At 57.0% G+C, this 15,665-nt stretch carries 13 protein-coding genes; 3 read left to right on the top strand and 10 right to left on the bottom strand.

Annotation, left to right across the window (positions count from 1 at the left end):
• Positions 1–30: 30 nt before the first annotated feature.
• Positions 31–3,759, bottom strand: coding sequence for a hypothetical protein (locus AC1DIG_RS03480; protein WP_477766160.1), 3,729 nt, complete (start codon positions 3,757–3,759; stop codon positions 31–33).
• A 148-nt stretch (positions 3,760–3,907) separates the two neighbouring features.
• Positions 3,908–5,017 (bottom strand): PilT/PilU family type 4a pilus ATPase, encoded by a 1,110-nt coding sequence (locus AC1DIG_RS03485; protein WP_477766161.1) that lies wholly within the window; start codon positions 5,015–5,017, stop codon positions 3,908–3,910.
• Between the two features lie 129 nt (positions 5,018–5,146).
• Here AC1DIG_RS03485 and AC1DIG_RS03490 point away from each other — a divergent pair, with 129 nt between their 5' ends.
• Both AC1DIG_RS03490 and AC1DIG_RS03495 read left to right on the top strand, forming a co-directional pair.
• The gene (locus tag AC1DIG_RS03490) at positions 5,147–7,684 is read left to right on the top strand and encodes a PAS domain-containing hybrid sensor histidine kinase/response regulator (protein WP_477766162.1); all 2,538 of its coding nucleotides are present in this window, start codon (positions 5,147–5,149) and stop codon (positions 7,682–7,684) included.
• Positions 7,685–7,737: 53 nt separating this feature from the next.
• A complete protein-coding gene (locus tag AC1DIG_RS03495; RefSeq protein ID WP_019690952.1) occupies positions 7,738–8,013 on the top strand; it encodes a peptidylprolyl isomerase in 276 nt (91 codons plus the stop codon).
• Positions 8,014–8,135: 122 nt separating this feature from the next.
• Here the strand turns inward: AC1DIG_RS03495 and AC1DIG_RS03500 are convergent, their stop codons facing one another.
• From AC1DIG_RS03500 to AC1DIG_RS03535, 8 genes are all read right to left on the bottom strand, one after another.
• A complete protein-coding gene (locus AC1DIG_RS03500; protein WP_477766163.1) occupies positions 8,136–9,071 on the bottom strand; it encodes a sugar kinase in 936 nt (311 codons plus the stop codon).
• A 141-nt stretch (positions 9,072–9,212) separates the two neighbouring features.
• A complete protein-coding gene (locus AC1DIG_RS03505) occupies positions 9,213–10,430 on the bottom strand; it encodes an amino acid deaminase (protein WP_477766164.1) in 1,218 nt (405 codons plus the stop codon).
• Between the two features lie 37 nt (positions 10,431–10,467).
• Positions 10,468–11,232, bottom strand: coding sequence for an IclR family transcriptional regulator (locus tag AC1DIG_RS03510; protein ID WP_477766165.1), 765 nt, complete (start codon positions 11,230–11,232; stop codon positions 10,468–10,470).
• A 147-nt stretch (positions 11,233–11,379) separates the two neighbouring features.
• Positions 11,380–11,769: a RidA family protein gene (locus AC1DIG_RS03515; RefSeq protein ID WP_054596805.1), complete on the bottom strand. Its 390-nt coding sequence runs from the start codon at positions 11,767–11,769 to the stop codon at positions 11,380–11,382.
• A 29-nt stretch (positions 11,770–11,798) separates the two neighbouring features.
• The gene (locus tag AC1DIG_RS03520; RefSeq protein ID WP_427531596.1) at positions 11,799–12,596 is read right to left on the bottom strand and encodes an amino acid ABC transporter ATP-binding protein; all 798 of its coding nucleotides are present in this window, start codon (positions 12,594–12,596) and stop codon (positions 11,799–11,801) included.
• A complete protein-coding gene (locus tag AC1DIG_RS03525) occupies positions 12,593–13,255 on the bottom strand; it encodes an amino acid ABC transporter permease (RefSeq protein ID WP_216744530.1) in 663 nt (220 codons plus the stop codon). Before AC1DIG_RS03525 ends, AC1DIG_RS03520 begins: the two co-directional genes overlap by 4 nt.
• 10 nt (positions 13,256–13,265) lie before the next feature.
• The gene (locus tag AC1DIG_RS03530) at positions 13,266–13,928 is read right to left on the bottom strand and encodes an amino acid ABC transporter permease (protein ID WP_123583847.1); all 663 of its coding nucleotides are present in this window, start codon (positions 13,926–13,928) and stop codon (positions 13,266–13,268) included.
• 47 nt (positions 13,929–13,975) lie between these two features.
• Positions 13,976–14,824, bottom strand: a complete 849-nt coding sequence (locus tag AC1DIG_RS03535; protein ID WP_477766166.1) for a transporter substrate-binding domain-containing protein — start codon at positions 14,822–14,824, stop codon at positions 13,976–13,978.
• Between the two features lie 360 nt (positions 14,825–15,184).
• On the opposite strand from AC1DIG_RS03535, the gene AC1DIG_RS03540 reads away from it, so the two are divergent.
• A complete protein-coding gene (locus AC1DIG_RS03540; RefSeq protein WP_477766167.1) occupies positions 15,185–15,637 on the top strand; it encodes a thioredoxin family protein in 453 nt (150 codons plus the stop codon).
• The last annotated feature ends 28 nt before the right edge of the window (positions 15,638–15,665 follow it).

Genomic DNA, 15,665 nt, shown 5'->3' on the forward strand with positions numbered 1-15,665 from the left:
AACGCCGCAAGTGCGCGTTATCGCCTCAGTTCATTTGGTATTCAGATTCAGCCACACTTCAGTATCAATCGTGCTGGCTGTAACGGCGCTACTCATGATGCCGACGTTTGCCGAGAAATTTGAATAATCAGTCACCACTTGACTGAGCAATGCTGTTGCCAGCGTACAAGAGTCAGCATTTTCAATTGCTTTACCACTATCGTGATAGCGCACATTTTCTTCGCGAGTCGACTCTGGAAGACGTCCTGCTACAAGGTTCAACAACGGCGCAACGTTCAAGCCTTTATTAGCCTCTGTCGCTGCAGTGGCGATCACCATATCCTTTCTGGCAGACGCGGCGCGAAACATTTCATGAATCAGATCATCGGCAATATCTCCGTAATTGGAGCCTTCAGCACTTAAACGGTCATTGAGGTTTTTAGGATTAACGGACAAAAATTGATGATCGGCCTTCTGACTCATCGCTGCGCTCTTCCATTTGGTGAAGTCCAGAGGCTTGATCTGAAGGGTCGTCGCAATGCCTTTCAAGGGATCCAGCAGGACATTGCTGGGTGACCAGCCAGCGAAGTCTGTTTTGATGATTTTCAAGAACGCGAGCAAGTCGTCCCGTACCTGCGGTGTCGTTCCCAGAAACAGACCAATCGCAGGGTCAGTTCTGAGCTTGAGCGACGGTGTCGTCAGCACCACGATGGCGTTATCGATCTTGCGGGTGGCAATCCCCATGCTTTGTTCAATGACATGGTGGATGTAGTTCACCGGGAGTTCATGGCGAACGTCCGGCACAGTGAACGGATGCTTCCAGTCGAAATCAAGCCGCTTGCCCCACGGCCTGCCGAAACGATTGACGCCGTACCAGTGACTGTTTTTAGCGATTGCACACACGTCCATGACATCGGCGGAACCACTGCGAGGGCGCCACTTACCCGTTCCGAGCTGAGGCACATTGTCTAACTTGAGCAGGTCTACCGAAGACGCCTTGCCCGTGAGCCTGCGTAACTGGAAGCTCGCCAACTCTACTAACTGGACGCCTTCTTTGCTCAGACGCAATCCACCTCTATAGAGTGTTTTCGACAACCGATACCCTGCTGTCGGCAATCCATCAATCGGGTTAAATGTCGAAACCATCAATTTCAATCCAAATTTCCCGACACTGACAAATTTCGACACCAACGATGCCGTCCTGGACGCAATGCTCAAGAGTTTGGAGGTGGCACCCAGTACAGTGAAAAGAATCCCGATAGCATCCATTGTGCAGCCGTAAAGACCATCTACCAGCCGATTTTTATCTCCTGAGACAATGTCTTCGATACACTTTTTGAAAGGCACGACCAAGTCGACAACATAAGTAATAACCTTTTCGGTGGTCGCGCGCACTTGCTCTCGCTCAGTGAGCTCGGTTATCGCCTCTGTGTACTCCCTGACCGTCGCCAGAGGGCGATAAGTGGTGATGAATTGTGCAATCTCATTGAATCGTGGACAAACGAAATGCTGATAAATACCGCATTTTCTTTCGAGCTCCAACGTTGGTGCCGCGAGAGTACCCAATTTTTCTATAATGGCGATACTTGTCCTGTTTTCCCTGGGTGCGCTACCGTGGGTATAACTTTCGAGATCAACCGGCGCATAATTGAGCGTTGTGGCGGCCGGCAGCAGATCGTCGAGACGTCCAGTGAAATCCAGCCTCGCAGAAAAATTGTCCTTCCCGACCTTTTGAATAAGAGCGCCTAATTCATCGTTTCTCCTGAGCTCACCTCTCAAGTTAAACATCTCATAACAGAGATATTGATCATTACCGCTGGAGACATACATTATCACTCCAAACCGACCCGTCGCCTCATCTCTTTGCGCCTGGGTTTCCATGAGCTCAGGAGGACGATTATTGACGCCTGTATAACCAGTGCTGTGAGTGGAAGGATAGACAAGTGTGCCAACCGGTGGACGGATGGTAAAAAAAGAGATACTACTTTTTTCGTAAATATCACGATCATGGCTAGGCATGCACGCCATTGCAAACTTGATATTGGTCGACAGTGCCTCATGAAGTTTACGATGGTGCTCCCGCGCGGCGTCTTCGAATATGGCTTGATTGGGCATCAACTGGATGAGCCCCGGATAGATTTTAAAGAGACTCTTGTCCTTTCCCCAGTCCCACTCCTGACCTTGAAGTTCACCTTCTATATGCAGATCAAGCATTGACACCTTAGGTTTACTATTAAATTGATCCGCGAAATGTCTTAGCAACGGCTTCTCTAGAAAATCACATCCGGGCGCGGCCTTCTTCAAGGCCTCCAGTGCAATTTTTTGCCGGCTTGGTGGTAGCTCAGCCCATATATTGGAGCTCTGCGCCAGGCGGTTTACATAACGCTCATAGGCGGATATCGCACTCGCGGAAGCGCCGTTGACTGATGCCTCCAGCTCATCGTGGGTAATGACCTCGTTAACCAGTGCCCAGTCGATAATGGCTTCAACGGCCGCCAGACTCTGCAATTGACCCATTGACGAACTGGGTGCATCCATATCTGCAATCTCCATGACTTGGTTATACGTCATGAAACGTGATGCGCCTCTGGACTTCATTTCGATAAAAGCCACCGTTTGAGAAAAGGTCACCCAACCTAGAGAACCCACAGTGAGATCGAAGGGTATGCCCTTTACCAGGAAGCCCGGAGCAAGATCGGCTAACAGCAAATGCGATACCAAAGGCACCAGTTTTCCGGAGATCCTTCGATTAAGCAGCAAATATTGCTCAAGCCCGTGACGAACAATGCTCAGCGGCTTGTCCACAGTATCCCAAGGCTGGTAAATATCGAAGGAATCGATATGGTTTCGCGTCTCTCCCTTGCCGTTAAACAATTCGAGATCAAGAAGAATCGCTGTAATGAGAAACTGCGACAAATCATCCTCTTCAAGATGTTCCCCTTTCCTGGAGCCATACCACTCCAATGCCTCGATATATTTCTTTGCCAACGCTTGCGACGAAGGGTGGCGCACTATTTTCGCTATGATTTCATTCGCATTCTGCCCACTAATATCCTCGAAAATTGTCGCCTGAACATTCTTATATAAAATACCGAGCAAACTCTGAGGACCAGGGGACAACTTTTTCTTCAGCGCGCGAATTTCCTGGCACTGGGGCTCGGTCAGCACCACCGAATCACCGTCATGACCGCGAATATGCTCCCAATAAAAACCAAGCTTATCCGACTCTGGCCAGTTCCATTTCAGAAAGGACAAGAGTTTGTGAACCTGCCCTACATCCGTTGGCAACTTCAGACCGTGAAAGCGCATCCATTGAGCTACGTTCACTGTGTTTGTGAGTCTTATTTCCCCACCTGTTGCATTTGCAGCAGCGACCAGCGCTTGCAGACGAGGGGCGTCAAGCGGATCAGCGTTTAGCTCCTGTGCGATATCCGAATAACCATTTTTCAGCAGAATATTCATACGACCACTGCTAGTGACAAAAACCTGCCTACGATCGATAGCACCCTTCGAGGTAAGTATTTCCTGGAATGCCTCCGACTCAACCAGATCCTTCAACATGACGCTGACAGTTTTCCACACAACGTGAAGGGACGACCCTTCACTCATGAAAAAGAAAGAACCCTCCAGATTAACGACCTCACTATTGAGGCGAATTGCAACTAACGACTCAAGAAGATCAATGACACTACTACGTTCAATCTCATCAGACCTCCCACCCAACAGATACCTGCGAGCATCACACACTGCAACTTCACTTGCATCACTCCTGACTTTCATAAAAACCCACTCCAAAATAAAAAAATAAACTTAACGGAGCAGGCACTCTACTAATAGAACGAAAAGCATCAAACGACAAAATATTAAACAATATTGCGAGCCACTACACACCCACCAAACCCAGAACAATTTCATACCTACCAAACTGTCACTCGACCAACCCCCAATCGCCTGTTGACGGCGACTTAATGCCGTTTGATTCGGCATAGAGCTTGATACGCAGTCTCAAGTCGTTAGCCGAGTCAGCATGTTTCAATGCTTCATCTTCATTGATCACACCTTCAACAACCAACGTGTAAAGCGCTGTATCAAAAGTCTGCATCCCAAGTTCTGATGACTTTCCCATGATGGACTTCAGCTCACCAAGCTCATTGCGCCGTATCAGATCGCCAATGGTTGGCGTGCCCAGCATCACCTCCACCGCGGCCCGGCGCTGACCGTCGCGCGTACGCACCAGGCGTTGGGAAACGAAGGCCTTGAGGTTGTTGCCCAGATCATTGAGCAACTGCCCACGGCGTTCTTCCGGGAAAAAATTGATGATCCGGTCCAGCGCCTGATTGGCGTTGTGGGCGTGCAAGGTGGAGATCACCAGGTGCCCGGTGTCGGCGAATGCCAATGCATGCTCCATGGTTTCGCGGTCGCGGATTTCGCCGATCAGCACCACATCCGGGGCCTGGCGCAGGGTGTTCTTCAAGGCGGCGTGAAAGCTGCGCGTATCAACGCCTACCTCGCGCTGGTTGATGATCGATTTTTGATGGCGATGGATATATTCCACCGGGTCTTCGATGGTGATGATGTGCCCGCTGCTGTGGCGATTGCGGTAATCGATCAACGCTGCCAGCGAGGTCGACTTGCCCGAATCCGTGGCGCCGACAAACAACATCAGCCCCTGTTTGAGCATCACCGTTTCAAGCAACACGGCAGGCAGTTTCAGGTCTTCAAAGCGTGGGATATCGAGTTTGATGTTGCGCGCCACGATCGATACGTCATTGCGCTGCTTGAAGATGTTGACGCGAAAGCGCCCGACTCCGACCAGAGAAACCGCCAGGTTCATTTCCAGCTCGCGATCGAACTCCGCGCGCTGCTCGGCGTCCATAATGGCCTCGGCAATCGCGGCGATCTCGCCAGACTTGAAGGTCTCACTGACCAGCGCTCTGAGCGCACCATTAAATCGCCCGGTGGGCGGCGCTCCGGTAGACAGGTAAAGATCGGAGCCCTCCTGGCTGGCCAGCATTCTTAGCAGCGAATGAATTTCCATGGCAAAAAATATCCGTATAGCCTTCCATTGAACGAAAATCGCCAAGGCACGCCACTTTTCACGCGTCCGAGCGTCTACTCCTTCGAAGAATAGTTGATGCCGCAGTACCGACATGATGCAGGAACCCCAATGAACGGATCCCCTACCGGCGGCGACGCCCAGGCCTTGATTGCCCGACTCGATTGGGCACAAAGCCCGCTGGGCGCTGCCAGCAACTGGCCGCAGAGCCTGCGTACCGCCGTGGACATCGTGATTCACTCGCCCATGCCCATGCTGTTGTTATGGGGGCCTGAGCTGTCGCAGATCTACAACGACGGCTTTGCATTGTTGGCCGGCAACAAGCATCCGCAGGCTTTCGGACAACCCACGCACCAGACATGGCCAGAACTTAAAGACTTCACCGACCCCATTTATAGCGCAGTCCTACAGGGCCAAGTACGCTCCTACAGCGAGCAGCGTTTCAGCCTGCAACGCGATGGCGGTGAGTCGGATGTCTGGCTGGACCTGACCTACAGTCCGATTCGCGACGAACGTGGCCAGGTCTCCGGGATCCTGGTCACCGCCATCGAAACCAATGAGCGCCGACGCATTGCCCTGGAGCTCAAACAACGCTCGGAGGCCAGCCTCAAGGCCCAGCACGAAACCGAAGAGCGCCTGCAACTGGCCCTCGCCGCCACCGACGCGGTGGGCACCTGGGACTGGGATATCGGCGAAGATCGCTTTATTGCCGACGCCCACTTCGCCCAGTTGCACAGTGTTGATCCGGCGCTGGCCAGCCAACTGCCCATCACCGAATACCTCAACGGCGTGCACCCGGAAGACCGGGGCATGGTCGCCCGCAGCATCAAGCACTGCATCAGCCATGGCAGCGAATACGCCGAGGAATACCGGCTGCTGCAAGCCAGTGGCGAAGTACGCTGGGTCTTTGCCCGGGGCCGCTGCTACAAGGATCACCACGGTCGGCCTCTGCGTTTTCTCGGGGCTGCTCTGGACCTGACCGAGCGCAAGCACACCGAACAGGCGTTACGGCAGAGCCAGACCGAGCTGCAACTGATCATCAACGCCATGCCGGTGCTGATCGGCTATGTCGATCATGAACAGCGCTTTCGCCTGAACAACAGCGCGTACCTGGACTGGTATGGCATGACCCCGCAGGAGCTGTACGGCAAAACCATTCGCGAAATTCTCGGCGACGAACTCTATGCCACCCGCGTCGAGCACATCAGCGCGGCACTGGCCGGCAAGGCCTGCAGCTTCGAGGCTTATTCGCCGCACCGCGACGGCCGACCGCGTTATGCGCTGATGAAGTACCTGCCGCGCTTTGGCCCCGACGGCGCGGTCAATGGCTTCTACATTTTCGTGATCGACGAAACCGAGCGTAAACAGACCGAGGAAGCCTTGCGCAACCTCAACGAGACGCTGGAAGAACGGGTCGACACACGCACCAAGGCACTGGCTGAAGCCAACCATCGCCTGCAAAACGAAATGTTCGAGCGTGAACGCGCCGAGGATGCGTTGCGCCATGCACAAAAAATGGAAGCCGTCGGCCAACTCACTGGCGGTATCGCCCACGACTTCAACAACATGCTGACCGGAATTATTGGCAGCCTGGACCTGATGCAGCGCTTCATTGCCGATGGGCGCAGCGATGAGATCGGCCGCTTCGCCGATGCAGCCGTGTCGTCTGCCAATCGGGCAGCGGCCCTGACCCACCGGCTGCTGGCATTTTCCCGTCGGCAATCGCTGGACCGTCGACCGCTTGAGCCCAACACGCTGGTGCGTTCGCTCGAAGAGCTGCTGCGCCGCACCAAGGGCGAGCATATCGAGCTGAAGTTTCAGTTGGCACCTGAAGTCTGGCCGGTCAACACCGATGCCAATCAACTGGAAAACGCCCTGCTCAACCTGGTGATCAACGCCCGCGATGCGATGCCTGAGGGCGGCGAGCTGGTGATTGAAACCGCCAATAGCTACCTTGACGGCAGTGATATCAGCACGCTTGAGCCTGTCAAGGCCGGTGACTATGTGATGCTCGGCGTACGCGACAATGGTACCGGCATGACCCCGCGCGTTTTGGCCAAGGCCTTCGATCCGTTCTTCACCACCAAACCCATCGGCCAGGGCACCGGGCTGGGGTTGTCGATGATTTACGGCTTCGCCCAGCAATCCGGCGGCCATGTGACCCTCAGCAGTGAGCCGGGACAAGGCACGACGGTGCGCCTGTATTTGCCGCGCCTGCACAACGCGCCTCAGCACAGCTCGCCGGCGGCAGTCAGCCTGGGCAGCCCCTATGCGACGGCGGGCGAGTCGGTGGTACTGGTCGAAGACGACCCTGCGGTGCGTATGCTGGTGCTCAATGTGCTGAACGAACTGGGCTACATCGCCCATGAGGCGCAAGATGCCAAAAACGCCCTACCGCTGCTGGAGTCTGACCTGCGCATCGATCTGCTGGTAACCGATGTCGGCCTGCCCGGCATGAATGGCCGGCAACTGGCGGAAATCGCCCGTCAGCATCGACCTGGGCTCAACGTATTGTTCATGACTGGTTACGCGGAAAAAGCCGCCGAACGCCAGGGGTTTCTCGACGAGGGCATGGACCTGCTGGCCAAGCCCTTCACCCTTGAACAACTGGCCGGCAAGATTCGCCACATGATCCGCCGAACCGGATGATTTGAGGCATAATCGCGCCCCGCCGCCAACACCGCTCCAAGGTAACTGCCCCAATGAAAGCTCAAGCCCGCCATATCCTGGTGAAAACAGCCGAAGAAGCCGAACAGCTCAAACAACGCATCGCCAAGGGCGAAGCCTTTGATGTGCTGGCCAAGAAGTATTCCACTTGCCCGTCCGGCAAACGCGGGGGTGACCTGGGCGAAGTCCGGCCCGGGCAGATGGTCGGCGCTATCGATGCGGTAATTTTCAAGAAACCGCTGCGTGTCGTGCACGGACCGATCAAGAGCAAGTTTGGTTATCACCTGGTGCAGGTGTTTTACCGCGATTGATGGATTGGCTTGAGGGCCTCATCGCGAGCAAGCTCGCTCCCACAGGTTTTGTAGTGTGACTGAAATCAGTGTGGGAGCGAGCTTGCTCGCGATCCGATTGCGCAGCAAGCGGCCATTGAACCTCAATCTTTGGGGATCAGTGCCCCCGGCACTTGGATCACCCGGCTCGCCAACCGATGCCCGGCCTCTGCGGCTTCTGCGGGGCTTGCGCCACGGAGCCGACTGGCCAGATACGCCGCGCTGAACGAATCCCCCGCCGCCGTGGTGTCCACCACCCGTTCGACGCGTTGCGCCGGGACCTCGAACGACTCACCGCCACAGCGAATCAGACACGGCTCGGCGCCGCGCTTGAGCACCACCTCCGGTATGCCAATCTGCTCATAGGCCGCGAACACCGCCGTATCATCGGAAAAGCCGAACAACGCCAGTTCATCGTCCACTGTCAGCAGTGCCAGATCGACGTAGGGCAAGACTTCGCGGTACGCCACCCGGGCCTGTTCGACGCTGCTCCACAAACGTGGCCGATAGTTGTTGTCAAAGACGATCCGCGCATCCCGCTGACGGGCTTCGATCAGTGTCTCGATGAGCTTTTTACGCCCTGCTTCGCCCAGCACCGCCAGGGTGATGCCACTGAAATACAACACGTCGTAATCCGGCAGCGCCGCAAGAATCGGTGCCGCCGCCGGTGTGGTGAAGCAATCGCGCACGGCGGCTTCGTTGCGCCAATAGAGGAAACGACGTTCACCCGACGCATCGGTCTGGATGCAGTACAAACCGGGCAAACGTCCCGGTAGCCGCTGGACCATGCCCAGGCCGATACCTTCTTCGGACCAGCTCTGGCACATGGCATCGCTGAAACTGTCATCGCCCAGCGCGGTGACATAATCCACCGTGGCCCCATCGCCCATTTCACGAGACAGGTAGACCGCGGTGTTCAGGGTGTCGCCACCAAAACTCTGTTGCAGACTGCCGTCGGCGCGCTGCTGCAACTCGATCATGCACTCGCCGATCAGCGCAATGCGCGGGGTGTCGGGGCCGAGATGGCTGAGGGTGTTCATGGTTGGGGGTTCTCTGGGGTTTCGGTGTTGTCTGGCAGGCCGTCATCGCGAGCAAGCTCGCTCCCACACTGATCTTTTGAACACTGGAGATCCAATGTGGGAGCGGGCTTGCCCGCGATGGCCGCACCTCGGTCTCAAACCTTAAAAACAGGTTTCCATGCTTTCGATGACGTTCAACTGCTCATCCACCAGGCAACCGGTGCGCCACTTATCAAAGGTCAGGCACGGGTGAGACGTACCGAACGAGATGATGTCACCCACGCGCAATTGAACCCCGGGCGCGACCGTCATGAACGCATGCTGATCCATTACCGCCGTCACTGTGCAGGCACTGACATCATCACCGATCGCTGGCACCACACCCGCCCGATAACGCAATAACGGCACCGGCAGCCCTGCGTCATAGGCTACATCGCGCTTGCCCAGGGCGATCACCGCAAACCCCGGCTCCGGCAACGACTGCACATGCGCCCAGACTTCCAGTGCCGGACGCAGGCCTTCATGCAAGTCGCTACGACGATCGAGCACGTAGCATTGCGCTTCCTTGTAGATGCCATGGTCGTGAGCCACGTAACTGCCAGGGCGCAGCACACTGAGAAAACGTCCAGCGGCGTTCTGGGCTTCGAAGGACTCGGCGATCAGGTCATACCAGGCCGAGCCCGACGCGGTGATAATCGGCTTGGCGATGGCGAAAGCGCCGCTGTCTTGCAACTGCACCGCGAGGCGCACCAGGGACGCAGCAAATTCGCGGATTCCGCTGACCGCCTGGTCGCCATGAATCACCCCTTCGTAGCCTTCAATACCGGTCAACGCCAACCCCGGCTGCGCCTTGATCGCTTCGGCCAGCGCCAGCACTTCGGCTTCGCTGCGGCAACCACAACGACCGCCGACCACGCCGTACTCGATCATCACGTTCAGGCGCAAACCGCGCGCGGCAAAAAAGGCCCCGAGGTCGGCGACGTTGTCCGGGTGATCGACCATGCAGTGAAAATCGAATGCCGGATCTGCCAGCAACTCGGCGATCAGCGTCATGTTCGGCGCACCCACCAACTGATTGGCCATCAATACCCGGCGCACGCCATGAGCGTAGGCGGCGCGAGTCTGCACCGCGGTGGCCAGGGTGATGCCCCAGGCGCCCGCCTCCAGTTGGCGGCGAAACAACGACGGGGTCATGCTGGTTTTGCCGTGTGGCGCCAGTTCGGCACCACTGTTGCTGACGAACGCCTGCATCCAGCGAATGTTGTGCTCCAGCGCTTCGCGGTGCAGCACCAGCGCCGGCAGACTGACGTCACGCACCAGGTTGGCACCGGGCTGGCCGTTGCCCTTCTCCACGGCGGCGATGTTCAAGGCAGAAGACATGTTCTAACTCCTCACACGCGGCCGCGAACGGCCACTGTTATTCGTTGATGCGACGGGCCAGGTTGTTCGCACTTTCGATCAACACCCGGCGATAGTCGTTGTAATTGTTCTTGGCATCGGCCCTTGGGGCGACGATGCACAGGGTCGCAATGGCGACACCGCTCGGGTCTTTCACCGGGGCGGCAAAGCAATGGGTAAAGGTGTCGGCGACGCTGTCGAAGGAGAAGAACCCGTCGATAGCGGCCTGACGGATTTCCGCCAGAAAACGCTCCAGCGGCAGACGTTCACCGCCCGGCAGGATGAAGTCCTCCTCATCGATCAGGTCGACGATTTGCTGGTCACTCAAGTGCGCCAGCAACAAGCGCCCGGAAGCAGTCCACGGAATCGGCGCGTTCTCGCCGATGTCCGAGGAAATGCGGAAATGCCGCTCGCCCTCCTTCATCAACGCCACCGTGTACTTGCGCCCGTTGAGCAGGCACATCTGCGCAGTTTCGCGGGTCTGGCTGACGATCTCCTGCAAGGCGTGATCGGCCTCGCGGCTCAGGTCGAAATGGCGCAGATGCGCTTGCCCCAGAAAGTACAGTTGCCGGCCCAGGTAGACGTGACCTTCCTTGCCCACCGGCTCGAGAATCCGTCGCTCAAGCAGGGACGCGACCAACTCGTAGACCGTGGATTTCGGGCTGCCGATACCGCTGGCGATATCGTTCGGGCGCAGCGGCTGGCCGATTTCCTTGAGGAAGTCGAGGATATCGAATGCCCGGTCCAGACCGCGGGCCCGGCGCTTGATGGTGTCTTCGGTCATGTCAGTGGGTTCCCATTCAAATTCGCCGGGGAGTTTAACCAGAGTGAGGTGGTGACGGTTAGGCCGCCATCGCGAGCAAGCTCGCTCCCACATTTGGAATGCGTTCACCTGTGGGAGCGAGCTTGCTCGCGATGGGGCCACCTCGGTTCAGGCCTTTTTCTTGTACGCCACACAATCAATCTCGACTTTGCAGTCGACCATCATGTTCGCCTGCACACAGGCCCGGGCCGGTGCGTGTTCCGGGCTGAAGTATTCGGAGAAGACTTTGTTGAAGCTCCAGAAATCCCGCGGATCTTCCAGCCATACGCCCGTGCGCACCACGTCTTCCAGGCCATAGCCGGCTTCTTCGAGGATCGCGATCAGGTTGCGCATGGTCTGGTGAGTCTGCTCGACGATCCCGCCGGCAATGATTTCGCCGTCCACCGCCGGCACCTGGCCAGACACATGCAGCCAGCCATCAGCTTCGACCGCGCGGGCGAAAGGACGGGGCTGGCCGCCACCGGCGGTGCTACCAGTGCCGTAACGAGTAATGCTCATGGGTGTTTCTCCTGATTCGATATTGAATGTTAAAAACGCGTGTTCTTGAGAAATTCCGCCAAACGCGGAGATTGCGGGCGTTCGAACAGTTCCTTGGGTGGCCCCTGCTCTTCGATTCGCCCCTGATTCATGAAAACGATCTTGTCCGAGACTTCAAAGGCAAAACGCATCTCATGGGTCACCAGCAGCATGGTCATGCCATCCTCGGCCAGGCCCTTGATCACGTTCAATACTTCACCGACCAGCTCAGGGTCGAGTGCCGACGTCACTTCGTCGAACAGCATCAGGCTCGGGTTCATCGCAATCGCCCGGGCAATCGCCACGCGCTGTTGCTGACCACCCGACAACTGACCCGGATAGTGATCGCGACGTTCCAGCAGGCCGACACGCTCCAGCCATTTTTCCGCCAGCACCACCGCTTCGTCCTTGTGCAGCTTTTTGACTTTCAGCAGGCCAAGGGTGACGTTCTGCAACGCCGTGAGATGGGGAAACAGGTTGAACTGCTGGAACGCCATGCCGGTCATGGCCCTATGCTGGGCAATGACTTTTTCCGAGTGGCGCACGCGCTTGCCGTTGACCTCGTGGTAACCGATGGACTCGCCATCGAGCAGGATCCGCCCGCCCTGGAATTCTTCGAGCATGTTCACGCAGCGCAGCAGCGTGGTCTTGCCCGAGCCGCTGGAGCCGATCAGCGTGACCACGTTGCCACGCTGCATGGTCAGGTCGACGCCCTTGAGCACTTCGAGCGGGCCGTATTGCTTGTGCAGATCGCGAATCTCCAGCAGGGCCTGGCTAGCGTTCTGTGTCGAAACTTGAGCTTGAGTCATGGCAAGGCCACCCGCTTTTCAATATGCCGGCCGAGTAATTCGATGGCGTAGTTGATGATGAAAAAGAGAAAACCGGCAAACAGGTAAAACTCCAGGGTCATGAAGGTCCGGGCGATGATCTGCTGGGTACTCAGCAGCAACTCGGCCACACCGATCACCGAGAGCAAGGTCGAAGCCTTGACGATTTCGGTCGACGAGTTGACCCAGGTCGGCAAAATCTGCCGTAGCGCCTGAGGCAGCAACACGTAAGCGAGGGCCTGATAAAACGTCAGGCCGATGGCCTTGCTCGCTTCCATCTGCCCACGTGGCAGCGCTTGCAACGCACCGCGAACGATCTCGGCAACGTGCGAACCGCAGAACAGCGTCAGCCCCAGCACTCCGGCCTGGAACGCATCGATCTGCCAGCCCAGCGCAGGCGCCATATAGAAGCAGGCCAGCACCAGCACAAACACCGGCGTGCCACGGATCAGGTCGACGTAAAAACGAAACGGTGCACGCATCCATATCGTTCCGTAGGTCAGCACCAGCCCGGCAACGATGCCGATCAGGGTGCCCAGCATGATCGCCAGGACAGAGCACTGCACACTGGTCAAAAAGCCCGACCACAGGGTGTCGCGGGCAACCCATAACTCATGCAACCAACTTGGAGACTCGTACATGGGTGCGCTCCTAACGGCGAATCGCCAGACGCTGCTCGAGGTAACGCAGCAGCATCGCGATGAGATAACAGGCCGCAACATAGAGCGCCGTCGTCACCAGCCAGGTTTCGATCACCCGGTAGCTCTCGACGTTGATCTTGCGCGCGTAATAGGTCAGCTCCGGCACGGCAATCGCCGCCGCCAGCGAGGTGTCCTTGAACAGCGAAATGAAGTTGTTCGAGAGCGCCGGCAACACGTTGCGCAACATCACTGGCACGGTGACGTACGCCTTCACCTGCCACTCCCCCAGACCAATCGCCAGCCCGGCTTCACGCAGGCCTTTGGGGATGCTCAACAACCCGCCGCGGAACACTTCGGTCAGGTACGCCCCGGCATACAACGACAGGGTGATGATGAACGACGGCAGCTTGTCCAGCCGAATGCCCAGGCTCGGTAGCGCAAAGTAGATCAACAGAATCAACACCAGAATCGGCGTGTTACGGATCACCGTCACGTACACCGACGCCAGCACCCGCAATGTGCGGTGCTTTGAGAGCAAAGCAAACGCCATCAGCAGGCCGATCACGCAACCGATGGCGATCGACACCAACGCCAGTTCAAGACCCAGACCGAGCCCCGCCAGCAAGGTGTCGAAATCGCGCCAGACGGCGGCGAAGTTCAACTGATAGTTCATGGTCAGCAGTACCTTGAGCGGGGCGCGAACGCCCCACTCTCACGGGATCATTTGAATTCGACAGGGAAGCCAATAGCCGGGGAAGGCAGATCTACGCCAAACCACTGTTTGAACGACGCCGCGTAAGTCGGGAACTCGACGCCGGTCATGGCTTCATGCAAGACGGTATTGACGAAGTTCAGCCAGTCCTGATCGCCGCGCTTGACCGCACAGGCATAGGTTTGCGGGCTCCAGGCGTAGGTCGGGCTGCGATAGCGGCCAGGGTTCTGCACCATCAGGTATTTGACCGAAGACTGATCGGTGGCAGCTGTGTCGGCACGGCCGGAGTTCACCGCCTGGTACATCAGGTCGACGCTGTCATATTGGTCAACCTTGGCCTTGGGCAGCGCCTGGTGCACCAGTTCTTCGGCATAGACGTTTTGCAGCACCGCCACGGTGACGCTGTCGCCGGCCGCCTTCAGGTCTTCGATTTCCTTGTACTTGCTGTTGGCCGGCAACAGCAGGCCAACGCCTTCGCGGTAGTACGGCAGGGTGAACGCCACTTGCTGCGCACGGCTGGCGGTGACGGTAATGAACTGGCAGCTCATGTCGACCTTGTCGGTCAGCAAATTGGGAATCCGTGCATCCGACGACTGCACCACGAACTCGACCTTGCTCGGGTCATTGAACAAGCCCTTGGCGACCATCCGACCGATGTCGATATCAAAACCCTGCAATTTGCCGTCCGCGCCCTGGAAGTGCCACGGCGCGTTGGTGCTGCCCGTGCCCACGATCAAATGCCCGCGCTTCAACACATTGTCGAGCTTGCTGTCCGCCGCCTGGGCAACGCCCACGGCAGAGGCTGTGGCCGCAAAGAGAAAAACACACGCTGTAAACAAGGAAAGTCGACGCTGCATGACGGGCACTCCAGGATGATGTTTATTCCGCTATACCGGAACTTGGTATGTAACAACGGAATAGACAGCAGAAAGTGTGCCATAGCCCGGCAGACAAATCCCTCAGAAAATGAAATATGAATTGAATCAAAGAGATGCGAAAAAACACAAAACAGGCGTTACCAAACGACGCAGCGCACAGCCGCTACCGTTGGCTACAGGTGCGGGTAGTTGGGCCACATTTGAGGTCAGGTGCGCTTCAAAACGAGACACGTCAGCGCCCTGTACCTGTCAACTCTGACAGTAGACGCCCACCTGCAGACGGCATTAGCGTTATCGCGCGCTTTCACTTCGTCTTGCTACTGAACAAGGAAGACTTCAATGAGCTCGACAACCCACTCTCTTGCACCGCAATACCTCCGGGCATTGAGAACCTACCGCCCGGTCGTCCTGTACTTCGGCAGTCGGTACTGCTGTGCCTGTGAGTTTGCCGGGCCGTCTTTTTGTGCGACGGCCGAGGCTTATAAAGATCGCGCCGATTGTTACATGTTGGATACCGCCGAGTGCCCCCGTCACCCCGAGGTCAGGGGTACCCCCACCGTGTTGTTCTATCGCAACGGGAAACTGCTGAAGAAGCTTAAAGGCTTTGAAGATGCACAAGCCTTGAACGCTGTCTTTGCCAGCCTCATCGGCAAGGCCCGACGCCAACCTGCCGTGCGCAAACCTCGCCATGATCTGTTGTGGCTGCGCAATACCTTAGGCACCTTGCGTACCGTCCCACGGGCACATCGATTGGTTGATCGTCGAGCCACCATCATCAGCAAAGGTCGCTGAGAAGCTCAAAGGCGTATTGGACAACCCC

The sequence above is a fragment of the Pseudomonas sp. 05N431 genome, from assembly GCF_056397005.1.

What these genes read in the sequence shown, in the direction of transcription:
- AC1DIG_RS03480 (WP_477766160.1), bottom strand. Translation starts at nt 3,759, where the DNA reads ATGAAAGTCAGGAGTGATGCAAGTGAAGTTGCAGTGTGTGATGCTCGC.
- AC1DIG_RS03485 (WP_477766161.1), bottom strand. Translation starts at nt 5,017, where the DNA reads ATGGAAATTCATTCGCTGCTAAGAATGCTGGCCAGCCAGGAGGGCTCC.
- AC1DIG_RS03490 (WP_477766162.1), top strand. Translation starts at nt 5,147, where the DNA reads ATGAACGGATCCCCTACCGGCGGCGACGCCCAGGCCTTGATTGCCCGA.
- AC1DIG_RS03495 (WP_019690952.1), top strand. Translation starts at nt 7,738, where the DNA reads ATGAAAGCTCAAGCCCGCCATATCCTGGTGAAAACAGCCGAAGAAGCC.
- AC1DIG_RS03500 (WP_477766163.1), bottom strand. Translation starts at nt 9,071, where the DNA reads ATGAACACCCTCAGCCATCTCGGCCCCGACACCCCGCGCATTGCGCTG.
- AC1DIG_RS03505 (WP_477766164.1), bottom strand. Translation starts at nt 10,430, where the DNA reads ATGTCTTCTGCCTTGAACATCGCCGCCGTGGAGAAGGGCAACGGCCAG.
- AC1DIG_RS03510 (WP_477766165.1), bottom strand. Translation starts at nt 11,232, where the DNA reads ATGACCGAAGACACCATCAAGCGCCGGGCCCGCGGTCTGGACCGGGCA.
- AC1DIG_RS03515 (WP_054596805.1), bottom strand. Translation starts at nt 11,769, where the DNA reads ATGAGCATTACTCGTTACGGCACTGGTAGCACCGCCGGTGGCGGCCAG.
- AC1DIG_RS03520 (WP_427531596.1), bottom strand. Translation starts at nt 12,596, where the DNA reads ATGACTCAAGCTCAAGTTTCGACACAGAACGCTAGCCAGGCCCTGCTG.
- AC1DIG_RS03525 (WP_216744530.1), bottom strand. Translation starts at nt 13,255, where the DNA reads ATGTACGAGTCTCCAAGTTGGTTGCATGAGTTATGGGTTGCCCGCGAC.
- AC1DIG_RS03530 (WP_123583847.1), bottom strand. Translation starts at nt 13,928, where the DNA reads ATGAACTATCAGTTGAACTTCGCCGCCGTCTGGCGCGATTTCGACACC.
- AC1DIG_RS03535 (WP_477766166.1), bottom strand. Translation starts at nt 14,824, where the DNA reads ATGCAGCGTCGACTTTCCTTGTTTACAGCGTGTGTTTTTCTCTTTGCG.
- AC1DIG_RS03540 (WP_477766167.1), top strand. Translation starts at nt 15,185, where the DNA reads ATGAGCTCGACAACCCACTCTCTTGCACCGCAATACCTCCGGGCATTG.